The organism is Nostoc sp. LEGE 12447 (assembly GCF_015206985.1).
In the GTDB taxonomy this organism is placed as follows: domain Bacteria; phylum Cyanobacteriota; class Cyanobacteriia; order Cyanobacteriales; family Nostocaceae; genus Nostoc.
Genome location: NZ_JADEXT010000007.1, coordinates 180,644 through 196,061 on the forward strand (window position 1 = coordinate 180,644; position 15,418 = coordinate 196,061).

The window sequence follows — 15,418 nt, forward strand, 5'->3', positions numbered from 1 at the left end:
GCTTATTACTAGGGGTATTTTTGAGGCAGTGCGATCGTTGCTCGCGTCGTAGAATTAGCTCAAAAACGCGGCGTTAAACCAAGACAAATTGCCCTATCTTACTAGTAGTCTGCCAACCCAAAAATGCGCTTGTGAGGTCTGGGGAAAGGGGAAAGGGGAAAGGGTAAGGGATTTAAAACCTTTCCCCCTGCCCCTTATCCCCACTTCGTGGGGGCCCCACCTTCCCCCTTTCCCTTTACCCCGCCAAGTTCACTTGGCGAACTACTAGCACCAACAACGGTAATTGGTGCTAGTAAGATAGAGCATCTAAAAGAAGCAGTTATTGGTGGACTTGCAGGTTTTCGACTAATTGAGGTCGCTACCACACTCAATTAAACACTCAAATTAACTTTGATAGGGGCGCGGCAGTTGGCGCAGTTGATGAGCAGTATCCAATTCACTATTGTTTTTTCTGCCATACCCCCAACCCAAGATGCGACGATATTCACCCATGATGCCACTTTCAATTAAATCATCCTCATTGACTGCAACATTGGTATGCGATTGGGGCGCAACATAGAGTGCATCCGCAGGGCAATAAGCCTCACACATGAAACAAGTTTGACAGTCTTCTTGTCGAGCGATCGCGGGTGGTTGGTTAGGTACAGACTCAAAGACATTGGTAGGACATACTTGGACGCATACATTGCAATTGATACAGAGTTGATGACTGACAAGCTCGATCATGATACTGCTCCTGCTACAACTTTGATACAGAGGGTGTGGTTTGAGTGGTTGGTACTGGTGGTGTAGCGATCGCGTTCTGCTCGTCATAGGCGATGGCATCCGTTAGCCAATCACGCCTCACCCACAGACGATCTAAGCCGCCGGTTGCCTGATAATAACGCTGATTTGGATCGGTTTCGGGATAGTCCATGCGAATATGTTCGCTGCGGGTTTCCGTGCGATGTAAAGCACTAAAATATGCCCATCGCGCTACAGCCGTGAGAGCAGCCGCTCGCCGAGAAAATTCCATATCGCGCACTGTATCTTGTTTCGGGTTCGTCTTTACCTGCTGCCACAACGTTTCTAATTTGGCCAGGGAATCCAAAAGTCCCTGCTCACAGCGCAAGTAATTCTTATCTAACGGGAACATCTGCGCTTGTACACCGCGCACGATCGCCTCGCTATCGAATGTTTCGGAAGCGGGAGACTGCGATGGGCTACGCAATCCGGCTTGACCAGCAGGATGCACCACCCGTTCATGAGGATGAGCGCCCAGACTTTTCGCAAATTCAGCCGCGCCAACTCCAGCCCATTGTCCTGTGGAGATTGCCCAGGCCGCATTGGGACCACCACCCCCAGAAGCTAAACCTGCTAAAAACTCCCGCGATGCAGCATCACCGGCGGCGTAGAGGCCAGGAACCTTTGTAGCGCAACTATCATTCACAATCCGAATTCCACCCGTACCACGGACTGTACCTTCTAAAATTAGTGTTACAAGCACTCGTTCTGTATAGGGGTCAATGCCAGCTTTTTTATAGGGTAAAAAAGATATGAAATGAGACTTTTCAATCACCGCCTTGACTTCAGGTGTAGCTCGATCCAAACGAGCATAAACGGAGCCTTTCAGGAGGGCATTGGGAAGAAATGATGGATCGCGACGACCATTGACATAGCCACCAAGATCATTACCTGCTTCATCGCTGTAACTAGCCCAGCCAAAGGGAACACCCCTTGTCACTGTGGCATTAAAAGCGGTCGAGATGGCATAGTGATTAGAAGCTTCCATACTGGAGAGTTCACCGCCAGCTTCTACTGCCATCAGCATTCCATCACCTGTATTGGTATTGCACCCTAATGCTTTACTCAAGAATGCACAACCACCATTGGCCAGGACTACTGCACCAGCGCGAACAGTATAGGTACGATGATTTTGTCTCTGCACACCTCTTGCTCCAGCCACTGAGCCGTCATCAGCCAATAAAAGCTCTAGAGCAGGACTTTGGTCAAGAATCTGCACCCCAACACGCAATAGGTTCTTGCGAAGTACCCGCATATATTCGGGCCCATAATAACTCTGGCGCACGGATTCCCCATTTTCTTTGGGAAAACGATAGCCCCACTTTTCAACTAGAGGCAAACTGAGCCAAGTTTTTTCGATAACACGCTCGATCCAACGTAAGTTAGCTAGGTTTTTTCCTGCGCGATAACGCTCCCATAAAACTTTGTCCCAATTCTCTGGAGAAGGAGCCATGATGCCATTGCCACTGGCAGCAGCTGCACCGCTCGTACCCAGAAAACCTTTATCAACAATGATAACTTTGACACCTTGTGATGCGGCTGCCCATGCTGCCCATGCTGCGGCAGGACCACCACCAATTACCAGCACGTCAGCAGTTAATTGCAGTTCATTTTCGCTATAGGCTGTTAGCAATTCCTTGTCCTCCTTTTTGGCAGTCAACTTCATACTTTGACTTGGAAAAGTTCTGTTAGAGGGACTTTGAGCAGCGTGCTGATTTCCTAGCTCAGTCCCTAAGAGTTCTTTAATTTTGAATTTCGCTTTGCTGTACCAGTCCCTTTTTCATCCGTTCTGGTGTATGCAGTTCATGATAAATACTTATGCAGTAGATCGAGTTTGCATAATCTATACAAAGAATGTGTAAGGCAAATTACAGTTTACATGATACACTAATTATTAGTTTTGCAAACATTAAGTGTTACAAACTAATATCTTATCCGGTTGGAACTGTGGTAAAAGTTTCCATCCTCGTGAGGGGTAAGTTTCCATCCTCGTGAGGGGTAATGATATTGGCTCATACCAATATCACCATGACAGACTTAGTAGATAAGCTGGCGGTACGAAGGCATCTTTAACAGATAAGACGCTATGAACTTCCCGTTATTTCAGCAGTCTAAAAATATATTTACATTATACTACGGTATTTCGATCGAGTTAGTGTATGATGTTAAAAACTACGACCGCTTCCTTTGAAACATTGCTTGTAGTTGATAGCAATATTCCAAAAGAAAAAGACGAGTGCGAACACCACCTTATAGATCAAACTTTGGAGAGTCTACATGGACTACAAGCATATTGAAGTCAAACAAGTAGCTGGTTTCATTGGTGCTGAAATCAGCGGCGTGGATCTTTCGCGTCCTCTGAATGATGATGAAGTCAAAGAAATTCGTAAAGCGCTATTAAAGTGGAAAGTTGTGTTCTTTCGTGGTCAGAACATCGATCATGCTGCCCAGGTTGAGTTCACATCTCGTTTTGGCGAAGTGACTTTCGCGCATCCACTTGGAGAGCCTGAACCAGTTGCGGGATTTCCGCAGATCAAACCCGTAGACCGTAGGCTCTATGAAAAGCAATATGGTTTCCGCAGTGGAGGACCCTGGCACACAGACGTGACAGCGGCTATTAATCCACCAGCAGCGTCAATTTTGCGTGCAGTTAATGTTCCTAGCTTCGGTGGTGACACCCAGTGGAGTAATCTAGTTGCAGCTTATGAGGGTTTGTCAGCACCTTTACGGGCGCTAGCAGACACATTGAAAGCTGAACATCGCTTCAATGGAGGTAAGCATCAGCCCCGCAACAGCAAGTTCACCGAGCGTATTGCTGTCAATCCACTAGTCTCAATCCACCCAGTCGTTAGGGTTCATCCTGAGACTGGTGAGCGTGCGTTGTTCGTTAACCCTGGCTTTACCTCGCACATTGTTGATGTGTCACCACAAGAGAGCAACCTGCTGCTGGAATTGTTCTTCAACCAAATCACCAAGCCTGCTTACACCACCCGTTTCCGTTGGAACAATGGTGATATCGCCTTCTGGGACAACCGCGCCACAGTGCATTTGGCTCCTCAAGATTTAGATCATTTGGATGTCGAGCGTCTCCTCTATCGCACCACTATTACTGGCGATGTTCCAGTTGGGGTTGATGGTTTCCGCTCAGAAGTGGTTCAAGGTGAAGCGTTCAGCGCAGAAGTACCAACCGTCTTCAAGCAAAAAGCCCAGAATCTGGAAGCACAAGCAGTGCTTTCGTAAACTACAAGGTGCTAAACCGGGCTGCGTGCATCTGTCTGACGCAGCCTATCATTCAGGGGAAGAAAGTGAAGTTCCTAAATAGATTTTTTTGTATATCCACCAGCATTTAATAGAATCTTTTTTTTGATTCGCCGTGAATTATATTACTTATATATCAGCCTTTATATAGAAATCCTATTTTATTTTTGTCCAGGTAACTATGCATGAAGTTGCTTGATACAAAATACTACTTATTACTGTTGTAAATATTTTGACTCTGTGAATTTTGCGAGTAAATTCCTTTATTGGCTTGACATAGCTTCTAGCAGTAGTAAAATCTACTTTAAGTACACAAAAATTACCTAAAATTTAGGGCAATTAAATTAGTCAGAAATATTATAGATGCTGAATGCTAATATTCAGTGTCTACCTGAGAGTGCGATTCCGGGTTAGGATGATGACTAGCAATGCCTTAATTTAGATATCGATATTGAATTGTTGAAATTTTATGGGCAATAGTCCACCAGATGGCAGTATCAACCTCCTCTGAGCTGGCGAGGAAGTCTCCCAGCGCGGGGGAGACTTAGGAGATATATCTCATGCTCACACAAGATATTCGTGATTTGCTTACTGATACTACCGATTTAAACCAGTTGAAGTGGGATTTAAATCGCTTGCAACCTGTGGATGTGGGAGATTACATTACACAATTGCCTGAAAAACAACGCGCGATCGCATTCCGTTTACTCAACAAAGCTCAGGCAATCGATGTATTTGAATATCTGCCTACAGAGGTGCAGGAAGAACTAATTAATTCTCTGCATGATGTCCAAGTAGTGCAACTTGTAGAAGCAATGAGTCCCGACGAACGGGCAGAATTGTTTGATGAATTACCTGCTGGGGTAATCAAACGGCTATTGCAAGAACTAAGTCCAGAACAAAGGCAAGCAACAGCAACGATTCTCGGCTATCCAGAAGGCACGGCTGGGCGGGTGATGACAACCGAATATGTCCGGTTGCGGCAAGGATTGACTGTAGGTGAAGCCCTAAGTAAAATCCGCCGTCAGGATGAAGATAAAGAGTCAATCTACTACGCCTACGTTACTGATGACAACCGGACACTAGTGAGAGTAGTTTCACTGCGCCAGTTGCTATTTACTTTTCCTGATGTTTTCATCAAAGATATTTCTAGCGATCGCGTCATCAAAGTTAGAACTGAAACTCCTCAAGAAGAAGTGGCGCGAATCATGCAGCGCTACGACTTAATCGCTATCCCGGTTGTTGATCGGGAAGACCGATTGGTTGGCATTGTCACCATTGATGATGTCATGGATATTTTGGAAGAGGAAGCCACAGAAGATATCCAAAAACTCGCGGGTGTGAGTGGTGATGAAGCGGCTTTATCCTCTCCCCTACTCACCATCCGCAACCGCTTGCCTTGGCTGTTGGGCATCATGGCTATGTATATTGGTGCAGCCAGTGCGATCGCGCCTTTTCAATCTGTAATTGCCGCAGTGCCAGTTTTAGCAGTAATCATGCCAATTTTTTCTAACACTGGTGGTACTGTCGGTATTCAATCATTAACGGTGACAATTCGCGGCTTAGGGGTGGGTGAGGTAACACCCAAAGACACTTTGAAAATTCTCCGCAAAGAACTTCTAGCTGGTTTAGGTACAGCTCTCGCTTTAGCCACAACGATGATCCTGCTTTCCTTAATTTGGGCACGACCCCAAGAGCGATGGGTGGCTTTAATTGCCGGAATGGTAATGGCAACTAATACAATTGTGGCTGTTACACTCGGCACTTTACTGCCAATGGCTTTGGAACGACTGAAACTTGATCCTGCTTTGGTTAGTGGCCCGTTAGTGACTACAATGCTAGATACAATTGGATTTTTAACGTTCCTCAGCTTAATTTCTCTAGCTTTAAACGTTTTCCATTTACCAACTTGAAGGGATTGGGCATTGGGCATGGGGCATTGGGCATTGATTACTCCCTTATCTCCCCCAGTCCTTCAGTTCCAATCACCAGTCTCCAGTCCCCAGTTCCAAAATATGCCTACTACCACCTGGAATCGTCATCACATTCTTTCCCTAGCCGACTTCACTACCACTGAATACGATACTGTTTTGCAAACTGCTGCCAGTTTTCAAGAGGTGCTATCGCGGCGGACGAAGAAAGTGCCAACTTTGCAGGGACAGGTGGTGGCGAATTTATTTTTTGAATCTTCTACCCGGACTCGCAGCAGTTTTGAACTCGCGGCGAAACGTTTAAGTGCGGATACGCTAAACTTTGCTGCCGCTACATCTTCGATGACTAAGGGAGAAACAATTCTCGACACGGCGAAGACTTATTTGGCCATGGGAACTGATATTATGGTAGTCCGCCATCGAGAGGCAGGAGTACCAAATGCGATCGCGGCTGAAATGGATCGTTTAGGTGTACGAGTTAGTGTCCTTAATGCTGGTGATGGTCAACATGAGCATCCTTCCCAAGCACTGCTAGATTTATTTACCATAAGTACTCTAATTGACCCAGCTAGCCCCCGACTGGAACTTTTAAAGGGGAAAAAAATTGCCATTGTTGGAGATATTCTTCATTCTCGCGTGGCGCGATCGAATATTTGGAGTTTAATCGCCAGTGGAGCCGAAGTCCATCTGGCAGCACCACCAACCCTCTTACCCAAATTATTTGCCGAGTACATTTCTGAAGAGTTAGGAGTCAGAAGTCAGGAGTTATCCCCCCACTTCCCCACTCCCCCACTTTTTCTACATTGGCAGCTAGAACCAGCTTTACAAGATGCCGACTTTGTGATGACTCTGCGCCTACAAAAAGAGCGTATGACAGCTCATTTATTGCCAAGTTTGCGAGAATATCATCAGCTATTTGGCATTACACGTACAAAATTGCAACTTTGTAAACCTAATGTTAAAGTTTTGCATCCAGGCCCCGTTAACCGTGGTGTTGAAATTAGTTCTGAATTGATGGATGATCCAGAATTTAGTCTTATTCAATCGCAAGTTACTAGCGGTATCGCCGTTCGCATGGCGCTACTATATTTGTTAGGTAGCGGCAAAGCTTAATCCAAACAATAGATTTTCACCTGAGAATTGGCAGATTTTACCCACCCAAAGTCCGAGTATAAATTACCTGGCCTTGAGAATCATAAAGGATAAGGGACAGGTTGGCATTGTCACTAATTACAGCTAGAGCTTCTCGTAAGATTTGCAAGTGATTGGTAACATCAACAGCAGTACTAGAATTCTCAGAATAAGGATTAGCCAAGTTATTTTGTCTTACTTGGTCATACTCAGAAGTTAACCGGACAGTAATTCCTGCATTGTCTATGTTAAAGGTACAAATCTGAATTTCATTAATACAAGTTTTATCCAAGTCAGTACGGGTTTGTTGCAAACTACTAACAACTTGTACTTTTTCTTGTGCTTGTTTGAGGGCTGTTGAATAGGGTTCGATGAGGGACTGAGCTTGATTGTAGTACAAGCTATCTTGGGAAATTTTTTTAACAGTTTGCAAAGCCTGATCCCAGTATGTAGCAGCTGCTTGCCATTGGTTTTGTTGCTCATAAAGCTTGGCTTGCTTGGCGGTGCTAAGAACTTGTTGGTAGGTTTTAACAGCTAATTGTTCCTTAGTCGCGCGATCGCGTGCCGCCATCAGTTTCGGTTTATAATCTACCAACAGCTTTTCAGCTTCTTGGTATCTAGGGCTAGTTAAAGGAATACTATTCAAAGCATTAATCGCCACCAGCCAAGTAGACCGCACCTTTTGCCAATCATTCAAAGATTTAGCAGTACCTTCTTGCTTCTCGGCAGCACTAGCTACAGCTTTTGCTGCTGTTAGTTTTTTCAGCCATTTTTCCTCAGTAAATATCTGCTGATTTACAGCGTGCAAACGAACTCGATAATTAATCAATTTCCCTTGCACTAGCCCATAGAGTTCACTGTCGGGACTTATAGTTTCTAGTGGTGCTATAGCCTGTCGCCACAAGTGTTGCCTAGCTTGTAATTCCTCTAGACTATGTGCAGGAGTTTGAACTTTTTGTGTCGCCAAAGATCCTGTCTGCAAAGCCTTGACCACCTGGTTGATTTTTTCTGACCGTCTAGACAAACTTGCTTTTAGTTCTTCTGACACCTGGGAACGAGGCGACCAACTAGGAATTGCATTCAGAGCTGTACTGGCTGCCGTAAGTTGCTGTTGTACAGCTACTAATTCTTGTTCAGACTTGGCACGGCGTATCAGTTGTGGAGATTTTGTTTTTAATCGCTCGGCATTTTGTATTTCTTTACACTCCGACATAACACAAGGACGAGTCAAGAAGTAAGCACCACCGCCTAAAATGACAATTCCCGCTAAGGCTACACCCAGCAGCATGGGTTTGATTGCGAATGCTTTTGAAATCGGCAAATTCGGCGCATCTGCAAACGGGTCAAACAGTTCCTCTTCTTCTGTCTCATCAAGTGATGGAGAATAAGTCAAAGCAGATGAAGAAATAGGATAAAAGTATTGCCCCTCTGCTCCCCCTGCCTCCCCTGCTCCCCCTACTTCCTCATCTCCCCATCCCCTCGTCTGCTTCAGGGGTAGAAAACATTTGGCATAAGGGAGTTGTTCACCAGAAACTCTGAGGAAACATTGCACTCGCTGCTCTCTATGGGGTGCTAGAGACTGAAGTACTTCCTCAATGACTGCAAAGATTATCTGAGCGTCAGCTATTACATCTGATTCATGTTGCGTTAAAATCATTAACCCGTCTTTATTGACGGCACACTTAACCTCGAAGACTTCAGCCGATGAGACTTCTACAAGCAATTGTTCCTGCAAAGTCTTGGCTAAAAGCTGTAAATCTTCGTGCTGGACTGCTACTTTCATAGAGCTTTCCCGCTTAACTTCTATATTGTTTTGATTATTTTTAAGAGGATGAAATGAACTTTTTAGTTTTGTTGAATGCAAATGCACAGTTTAACCAACCACAGCCTGAAAATCTGAACGACCAACTTTCTAACACAAATTCTGACTTTTCACCAAAAATTAAAAAAAGCAATTATTGTTCGCGGCGCTACATTTTCACGCTACTAGATGCAAAATTAAATGATCTGTCTTCAGATATAAATTACAAATAAAAAATGGGAATAATAGGATTTTTGAGTGTTTTCACTGCATTATTTTGCGACAGTTAAATTTAAAGTAGCTACTACTCTGTACAATTTTCATTGCAGAGCAGTTGTGAAAATTTTATCCAAAGGTTAAGGAAACAGTTCTAGGTCAGAGGGTTTTGACAGAAATGCTAGTTATCTTCTATGCTGGGAAACTTACTGAGGAAATTAATTACATGTTGTGGCTCTAGCACAAACAGGTTAGCTATCAAAATTAATGTGCCTCATTTGCTGGGTTCGATAAAATTGATACGTGAAAAAGAAATTTTTATAGCTGCCAAAAGCTTAATTTTTAAATAAAAGTGCTGCAAAATATTAAAACAGCATTCACTAAAAGCTTGGAAAGTGTCAATACAAGGTGTATCAATGGATTTATTAGAGTATCAAGTTAAAGAATGGTTTGGGAAGATAGGCATTCCGGTCTTGCCCTCCCAACGGATTGACCATCCTACAGATTTGAAACGTTTAAAAATTCGCTTTCCGATTGTACTGAAATCTCAAGTACATGGAGCAGAGCGGGCAAAAGCGGGTGGAGTCAGGTTTGCCGAAACGACAATTGATGCGATCGCAGCTGCTCAAAATATTTTTAGTCTACCAATATGGGGCGAATTGCCAGAAGTGGTGCTGGCAGAATCCCAATACGACGCGAACCAAGAATTTTATCTAGCGGTAGTTTTAGATACTGCTGTCTGCCGACCAGTACTTTTAGGTTGTAAAGAAGCAGACATCGATTGGGAATCTGCTGGGGAAAAAATGCACCATGTTGTCGTGGAACAGGAATTTTCGCCATTTTATGCCCGAAGACTAGCTTTGAAAATGGGTTTACAAGGGACGCTGATGCAGTCGGTAAGCAGCGTTTTGGAGAAGATGTACCATTTATTTGTGCAAAAAGACCTGGATTTAGTCGAAATAAATCCCTTGGCAGTCAGTGCTAATGGTCAAGTTATGGCTCTCAATGGTAAAGTCAGGATCAATGAACGGGCAATCAAGCGTCATCCAGACCTGGCTGAGATGGCTGCAAAAATTATCAGCCGTCATACCAGTACTGAAATTAATGGTATTTTAGGTGACTGGGATGGCGTAAAAATGCACGGTAAAATCGGTATTTTAGGTAATGGGACTGGTTCAGTAATGGCAACTTTGGATTTAGTCGCCAATGCTGGTGGCAATCCAGGTGTTTGTTTAAATCTACGTCATGCTTTCCTCACAGATACGACACCAACTACCTTCCGCGATCGCCTAGAGACAGGTCTGAAAATCCTGGAAGCTGACAAAAGCATTCAAGTAATACTAATAAACTTTCTGGGTAGCATTCCTCAAACAGAGGAAGTGGTTGAAGTTATAGCCAGAGTTGTACAGCAAGACAACAGCGAACTTGAATCACAAGTTGTACGTTCTAATGGTAGTAAAAGTCGTCAAGTACAGAATTTTACACCCTTAGTTATCCGTCTTGCTGGTTCTGAATTTAATGCTGCTAGAAAATATCTAGCAACACTAAAAACCCACAGCGATGCGCTACTCGTGGTAGAAAATTTAGATGAGGCTGTAGCGGCAGCAGTCCGTCTTGCTAAACCAACTGCTAATAAAAAGTAGTGACTATGATTTTGTTCCAAATCAAACATTATTAATTTTTACCACGTAAATATATTGTTGGGAATTGGGAATTGGGAATTGGGAATTGGGCATTAGTTATTCTCCCCCTGCTTCCCCTGCTCCCTTACTTAGTGGCTTAACTCACTGGGTTGTCAAACTTACGGTAATTTTTTATGAACCTAACGCCAGAAAGTAAAGTATTAATTCAAGGCTTTTGTGAATTTATATCAGGCACTCATGTTGCTCAAATGCAAGCTTATGGTACGAATTTGGTAGCAGGTGTTAATCCGGGATGTGGCGGACAGGAACTGCATGGACTACCAGTATTTGACTTAGTAGAGGAAGTAATAGAAAAATTTGGGGTAATTGACACAACAATTATCTGTGTAGATCCTTACGACGTTCTAGATGCTGCATTAGAAGCGATCGCATCTCATATTAGCCAGATCATTATTATCACTGCTGGCGTGCCACCTTTGGATATGGTGCAGTTACTCCGCAAAGCCGAAGCCTGTGAAACTTTGGTAATCGGGCCTAACAGTCCGGGGATCATTGTGCCGGGAAAAATTCTTTTAGGCACTCAACCTAGTGAGTTTTATACTCCTGGGGTAGTGGGAATCGTTAGTCGTAGCAGCACTCTCACCTACGAAGTTGCTTACGAATTAACAAAAGTAGGTTTGGGGCAATCGATTAGTGTCAGTATTGGTAGTGATGCGATCGTTGGTTCCTCATTTCTCCAATGGTTGCAAATTCTAGATGAGGATGAAACTACAGAGGCGATCGTTTTAGTCGGTCAACCAGGTGGTGGTAGTGAAGAAGCAGCAGCTCGGTATATTGCTGAGGCAATTGATAAACCAGTAATTGCCTACATTGCAGGTAGACAAGCGCCACCAGGAAAAAGTTGGCGGCAAACTGGGACTTTAGCAACGGTTATCGGACGCGATCCTAACTTTGGGACAGCCCAAAGTAAATTAGCCGCTTTAAAAGAAGCAGAAGTTCCAGTAGCTGAACGCCCTTCTCAGATTCCAGAATTATTGAGAAAGGAAATTAAAATCAATTAATTACAAAAAGCGAAGGAAGCAATAATCTGGCTTCGTCTGCCAGTTTTAATCCATGAGTAATAGCGATCGCTCTTGATGTGATAATCTCGTCAAAAGTTCGCCCAAAGCGTTGCTCTAGCCAACTGCGACGAGATTCATTTTGCACTAGCTTTAACAGCCTCCCTGCGATTAGACCAAAATGAAGTGCCGCTAAAGCAGCATAAGTAAAGCGCACAAAACGTTCATCCCCATTCCACCCAGCAGAACGCAACCCCGTTAAGTAACCCTCAAGTACAAGTTTTTCCAAGGGTATCAGTGATGAACCATCGACGAACAATAAGAAAACGCTGTCCAGCACCAAATTTATGATGTCTTCTCCCAAGACACCATAGCCAACAAAAGACCAATCGATGAGAACAGTCTGGTCATTGCCATCTGCGTTACGTCGAGAAAACAAGTTGTTAGGCGTAATATCAAAGTGGCAGAGTGTATGGGGTGCTTTGTCCACAGCGTCGAGAAGGATATGGCGATCGCTCCACAAGTCCATCACGCGATCGCCGATATCTGGGGAAAATATCTCTTTTATTAGTGGGTGCTGCCATACAGTGGGTTCTTGCAACGCTTCTAAAGCTGTACTATCGATATTAGATACCCATGCTCGATGCCAGTCACGACTTAGCCAAGGCTCAGAAGGCAATGATTGCGCCATTACATAGCTTCCTTGTAAATAGCCAAGGTGACGAGCCGCTACACCAAAGCGCTCCATAGTCCAAGTGCTGCCAGGACTACCCTGAATATCCTCCAGCCACAGCCAGACGACATTAGGAGACGGTTCTGTAACCGCGAAACAACGGGGGGCTACTAAGTCGTTAGTCAGATTATCGAGCATTCCTGATGTATATATCAACGCCTCACGCTGCCAGTAATTCCAGTGTGTGGGGTCTTGAGAGGAATTGAAAATAGAGCCAGCATTTTCTGGTTGTAGGTGCAAAATCTTCAGAATTACCGACCAAGATAATTCTTCGCTGCCATTGTTAGCAATACCAGTAATGCGCTGCAAACCGGCTGTAACGTTATTAATAATATGGTGAGCGATCGCTTCGGAGTGCCATTCGCCCAGAGTGGCGATTTTACTGTCGAGTATACGACGGATAACAGTCGTTAATGTCACTTCATCAATTAGCAGATGCGTGGAAGGTGAATTCATTGGATCAATGCTTTCTAAAATTTCATCGACTACTTGATGAGGACTTACGCAAACAATAGCCAAGACTCTGATTTTCAGGTATGGGCAATTCATAAATTGTCCCTACAGCGTTTAGTGTAAGTCCACCTTTCATCATCACCAAAAGTTTCCAAGAACCATACAAACACCAAACTTAAAATTAAGATAAGTACAATTGCAGATATGTGTTTGCGTTTGGGCATGACAGTCTCTTAGGGGTAAAACAATGACTCTTGCTAGACTCTTGTGTAGAGGATTCAGGTGCGGCATTGCGAAATTCCCTTTTCGTCACATTATATTTAGTCCACATGGGCACTAATGAATGAGTAGCATTTGATTAGGGCGATGGTTGCTTGCGATCGCGAAAAATGTGGTTAAAGATGGTGCTTTTGAGTAGCGATTGAGTAGTATGATTGAAACCCAAGCCTGAAAGTACTGTCTAGCTAGGGGAGAAGCACATTAGTTTAGAATTACCGCCCAATAAAATCAATCGCTCATAGGGGAAATCCTTTTGACGCTAGCCTCTGCGTTGTAGCAACTAGCACGACACGGAGAAACGAGAGTTTGACAGATATTTTGCGGAAGTCCTACAAACCTCCAGCAAAATAGCCTAATTCAATGTAATATCTCTCACATACAGTTGTCGGAATGCAGTTAACAGTGTCATAAAGAAAAGGCGAAGGTTAACCTATAGGGTAGAACTTACCTGAGAGTTGCTTGCACCTCTAGCTTTGATGGATCACACTCATGACTGAACTCACGCTACGCCTAAAAGAGGGAGATACGGAGACAACGATCGCAGTCGATCAAGGTATATTCACAATTGGTCGTTTGCCGGAATGTAACTTGTACTTACCTTTTGCTGGAGTCTCCCGCAACCATGCTCGCCTGGTGAAAACAGCAGACGGTGTGTGGACTATTGAGGATCTGGGCAGCAAAAACGGGACGCAAGTCAATAAATATCTGATTAACTGTCCCCAAGAGTTGCATCATGGTGATATCGTTTGGTTGGGCAATGTTAGCCTGGTAGTAATGCTCACAAGCGCTGTTCGTCAATCGATACCTGAGTATCAGGCAAGTTCGGAAAATAATGAGCAGAGAACAATTCTGCACAATGTCGAACAATTACAACAGCAATGGATTGCAGCTGATAGTAAAGATGGGAATATCAGCAATAAGGATAAAACCATTGCCCGTCTCAAAGACTTAGTGGACATAGCGAAAAATCTCTGTGCAGCGGCATCTATAGAAGAAATTTTTTCTCAAGTGCAGCAAGTAGTTTTCCGTTACCTTGATAGTATCGATCGCTTGGCACTATTAATTGATGTTAATGGTTGCGGTCAATTAGAGTTAGTGAACGCTGCTACAAGAAATATTTCCCAACAAAAACATCTACCCTCAGATGGAAGTTGGATCAGTCGGAGTATCTGTCAAAAGGTATTTGACGAAAAAGTTGTGATTCAAACCGCCGATACCCATCAGGATGAAAGATTTGCTAGTGAACAGAGTATTTTAGTCAAAGGCATTCGTAGCGCGATGGCAGTGCCTTTATGGGATGAAAATAAAGTTGTAGGCGTACTCTATGCCGATGCTAATCTTTCTTCTTACCATTGGGCAAATGAAGGCGAGGAAGAACTCAGCTTTTTTTCGGCTTTAGCAAACCTTGTAGCTTCAAGTGTGCAGCGTTGGCTATTGGTAGAGAAACTCAAAACTGAAGAGATGATTCGTCACCGATTAGAACGCTATCATTCTCCAGCAGTTGTGCAGCAGTTGATTTCTGTAGGCGGATTACCGGGTGGCCGTTTAGCACCAGCCGAGAGCGAAATCAGTATCTTATTTGCAGATTTAGTAGGTTTTACAGCAATTTCTGAACGGTTAACACCAACTGCGATCGCTCAACTATTAAATAATTTATTTGAAGAAATGCTAAAAGAAGTGTTTACTTGCGGCGGCACTTTAGATAAATATATTGGCGATTGTATTATGGCATTTTTTGGCGCTCCAGAACCGCAAGCAGATCACGCCAATCGCGCTGTTACTGCTGCCAAAGGAATGCTCACTCGTCTCGAACATTTAAATGCCAATGGTTTTTGGCACGAACCCCTGCAATTACGGATTGCTATCAATAGCGGTAAGGCTGTTGTGGGAGATGTCGGTAGTTCCCAAAGGGTAGATTATACGGCATTAGGCGCGACGATTAATCTTGCTGCTCGGATGGAAGCAGTTTGTCCCCCTAGTGAATGCGTGATTAGTGAAGCTACTCATAAAATGCTTTCACTGCCTGAAGACTTCCAGGAAATGGGAGACTATCGTTTCAAAGGTATTGATCGATTAGTTAAGGTTTATCAGACAAATTTGCAGCAAGTGCCAACAATTGTTGGCTATTAGTC

The 15,418-nt window shown here is 43.9% G+C and carries 11 protein-coding genes; 7 read left to right on the plus strand and 4 right to left on the minus strand.

Annotation, left to right across the window (positions count from 1 at the left end; genetic code table 11):
* Nucleotides 1-207: 207 nt before the first annotated feature.
* Complete coding sequence (locus IQ274_RS11175) at nt 208-375, plus strand: hypothetical protein (RefSeq protein ID WP_194142292.1); 168 nt, start codon at nt 208-210, stop codon at nt 373-375.
* A 9-nt stretch (nt 376-384) separates the two neighbouring features.
* Here IQ274_RS11175 and IQ274_RS11180 read toward each other — a convergent pair whose 3' ends face one another.
* Nucleotides 385-726, minus strand: coding sequence for a 4Fe-4S binding protein (locus IQ274_RS11180; protein ID WP_194142293.1), 342 nt, complete (start codon nt 724-726; stop codon nt 385-387).
* A gap of 13 nt (nt 727-739) precedes the next feature.
* Nucleotides 740-2,416 (minus strand): FAD-binding protein, encoded by a 1,677-nt coding sequence (locus tag IQ274_RS11185; protein ID WP_322745223.1) that lies wholly within the window; start codon nt 2,414-2,416, stop codon nt 740-742.
* 644 nt (nt 2,417-3,060) lie between these two features.
* Between IQ274_RS11185 and IQ274_RS11190 the strand changes: the two genes are divergently transcribed.
* From IQ274_RS11190 to IQ274_RS11200, 3 genes are all read left to right on the plus strand, one after another.
* The gene (locus IQ274_RS11190) at nt 3,061-4,023 is read left to right on the plus strand and encodes a TauD/TfdA dioxygenase family protein (protein WP_194142295.1); all 963 of its coding nucleotides are present in this window, start codon (nt 3,061-3,063) and stop codon (nt 4,021-4,023) included.
* Nucleotides 4,024-4,601: 578 nt separating this feature from the next.
* A complete protein-coding gene (gene mgtE, locus IQ274_RS11195) occupies nt 4,602-5,954 on the plus strand; it encodes a magnesium transporter (protein WP_163939298.1) in 1,353 nt (450 codons plus the stop codon).
* Nucleotides 5,955-6,056: 102 nt separating this feature from the next.
* The gene (locus IQ274_RS11200; protein WP_163939301.1) at nt 6,057-7,085 is read left to right on the plus strand and encodes an aspartate carbamoyltransferase catalytic subunit; all 1,029 of its coding nucleotides are present in this window, start codon (nt 6,057-6,059) and stop codon (nt 7,083-7,085) included.
* A 37-nt stretch (nt 7,086-7,122) separates the two neighbouring features.
* On the opposite strand, the gene IQ274_RS11205 is transcribed toward IQ274_RS11200, so the two are convergent.
* Nucleotides 7,123-8,886 (minus strand): hypothetical protein, encoded by a 1,764-nt coding sequence (locus IQ274_RS11205; protein ID WP_194142296.1) that lies wholly within the window; start codon nt 8,884-8,886, stop codon nt 7,123-7,125.
* Nucleotides 8,887-9,536: 650 nt separating this feature from the next.
* Between IQ274_RS11205 and IQ274_RS11210 the strand changes: the two genes are divergently transcribed.
* Together IQ274_RS11210 and IQ274_RS11215 are read left to right on the plus strand one after the other, a co-directional pair.
* Nucleotides 9,537-10,763, plus strand: a complete 1,227-nt coding sequence (locus IQ274_RS11210; RefSeq protein ID WP_163929332.1) for a succinate--CoA ligase subunit beta — start codon at nt 9,537-9,539, stop codon at nt 10,761-10,763.
* A 173-nt stretch (nt 10,764-10,936) separates the two neighbouring features.
* A complete protein-coding gene (locus IQ274_RS11215; RefSeq protein ID WP_194142297.1) occupies nt 10,937-11,824 on the plus strand; it encodes a succinate--CoA ligase subunit alpha in 888 nt (295 codons plus the stop codon).
* Here the strand turns inward: IQ274_RS11215 and IQ274_RS11220 are convergent.
* Nucleotides 11,817-13,103, minus strand: coding sequence for a phosphotransferase (locus tag IQ274_RS11220; RefSeq protein WP_194142298.1), 1,287 nt, complete (start codon nt 13,101-13,103; stop codon nt 11,817-11,819). The two genes, IQ274_RS11215 and IQ274_RS11220, sit on opposite strands and share 8 nt — an antisense overlap.
* A 672-nt stretch (nt 13,104-13,775) precedes the next feature.
* On the opposite strand from IQ274_RS11220, the gene IQ274_RS11225 reads away from it, so the two are divergent.
* Nucleotides 13,776-15,416, plus strand: a complete 1,641-nt coding sequence (locus tag IQ274_RS11225) for an adenylate/guanylate cyclase domain-containing protein (protein ID WP_194142299.1) — start codon at nt 13,776-13,778, stop codon at nt 15,414-15,416.
* Nucleotides 15,417-15,418 lie beyond the last annotated feature (2 nt).

Bases quoted from the DNA above. Each gene is read 5' to 3' on its own strand.
- IQ274_RS11180 (WP_194142293.1), bottom strand. From the start codon at position 726: ATGATCGAGCTTGTCAGTCATCAACTCTGTATCAATTGCAATGTATGC.
- IQ274_RS11190 (WP_194142295.1), top strand. From the start codon at position 3,061: ATGGACTACAAGCATATTGAAGTCAAACAAGTAGCTGGTTTCATTGGT.
- mgtE (WP_163939298.1), top strand. From the start codon at position 4,602: ATGCTCACACAAGATATTCGTGATTTGCTTACTGATACTACCGATTTA.
- IQ274_RS11200 (WP_163939301.1), top strand. From the start codon at position 6,057: ATGCCTACTACCACCTGGAATCGTCATCACATTCTTTCCCTAGCCGAC.
- IQ274_RS11205 (WP_194142296.1), bottom strand. From the start codon at position 8,886: ATGAAAGTAGCAGTCCAGCACGAAGATTTACAGCTTTTAGCCAAGACT.
- IQ274_RS11210 (WP_163929332.1), top strand. From the start codon at position 9,537: ATGGATTTATTAGAGTATCAAGTTAAAGAATGGTTTGGGAAGATAGGC.
- IQ274_RS11215 (WP_194142297.1), top strand. From the start codon at position 10,937: ATGAACCTAACGCCAGAAAGTAAAGTATTAATTCAAGGCTTTTGTGAA.
- IQ274_RS11220 (WP_194142298.1), bottom strand. From the start codon at position 13,103: ATGAATTGCCCATACCTGAAAATCAGAGTCTTGGCTATTGTTTGCGTA.
- IQ274_RS11225 (WP_194142299.1), top strand. From the start codon at position 13,776: ATGACTGAACTCACGCTACGCCTAAAAGAGGGAGATACGGAGACAACG.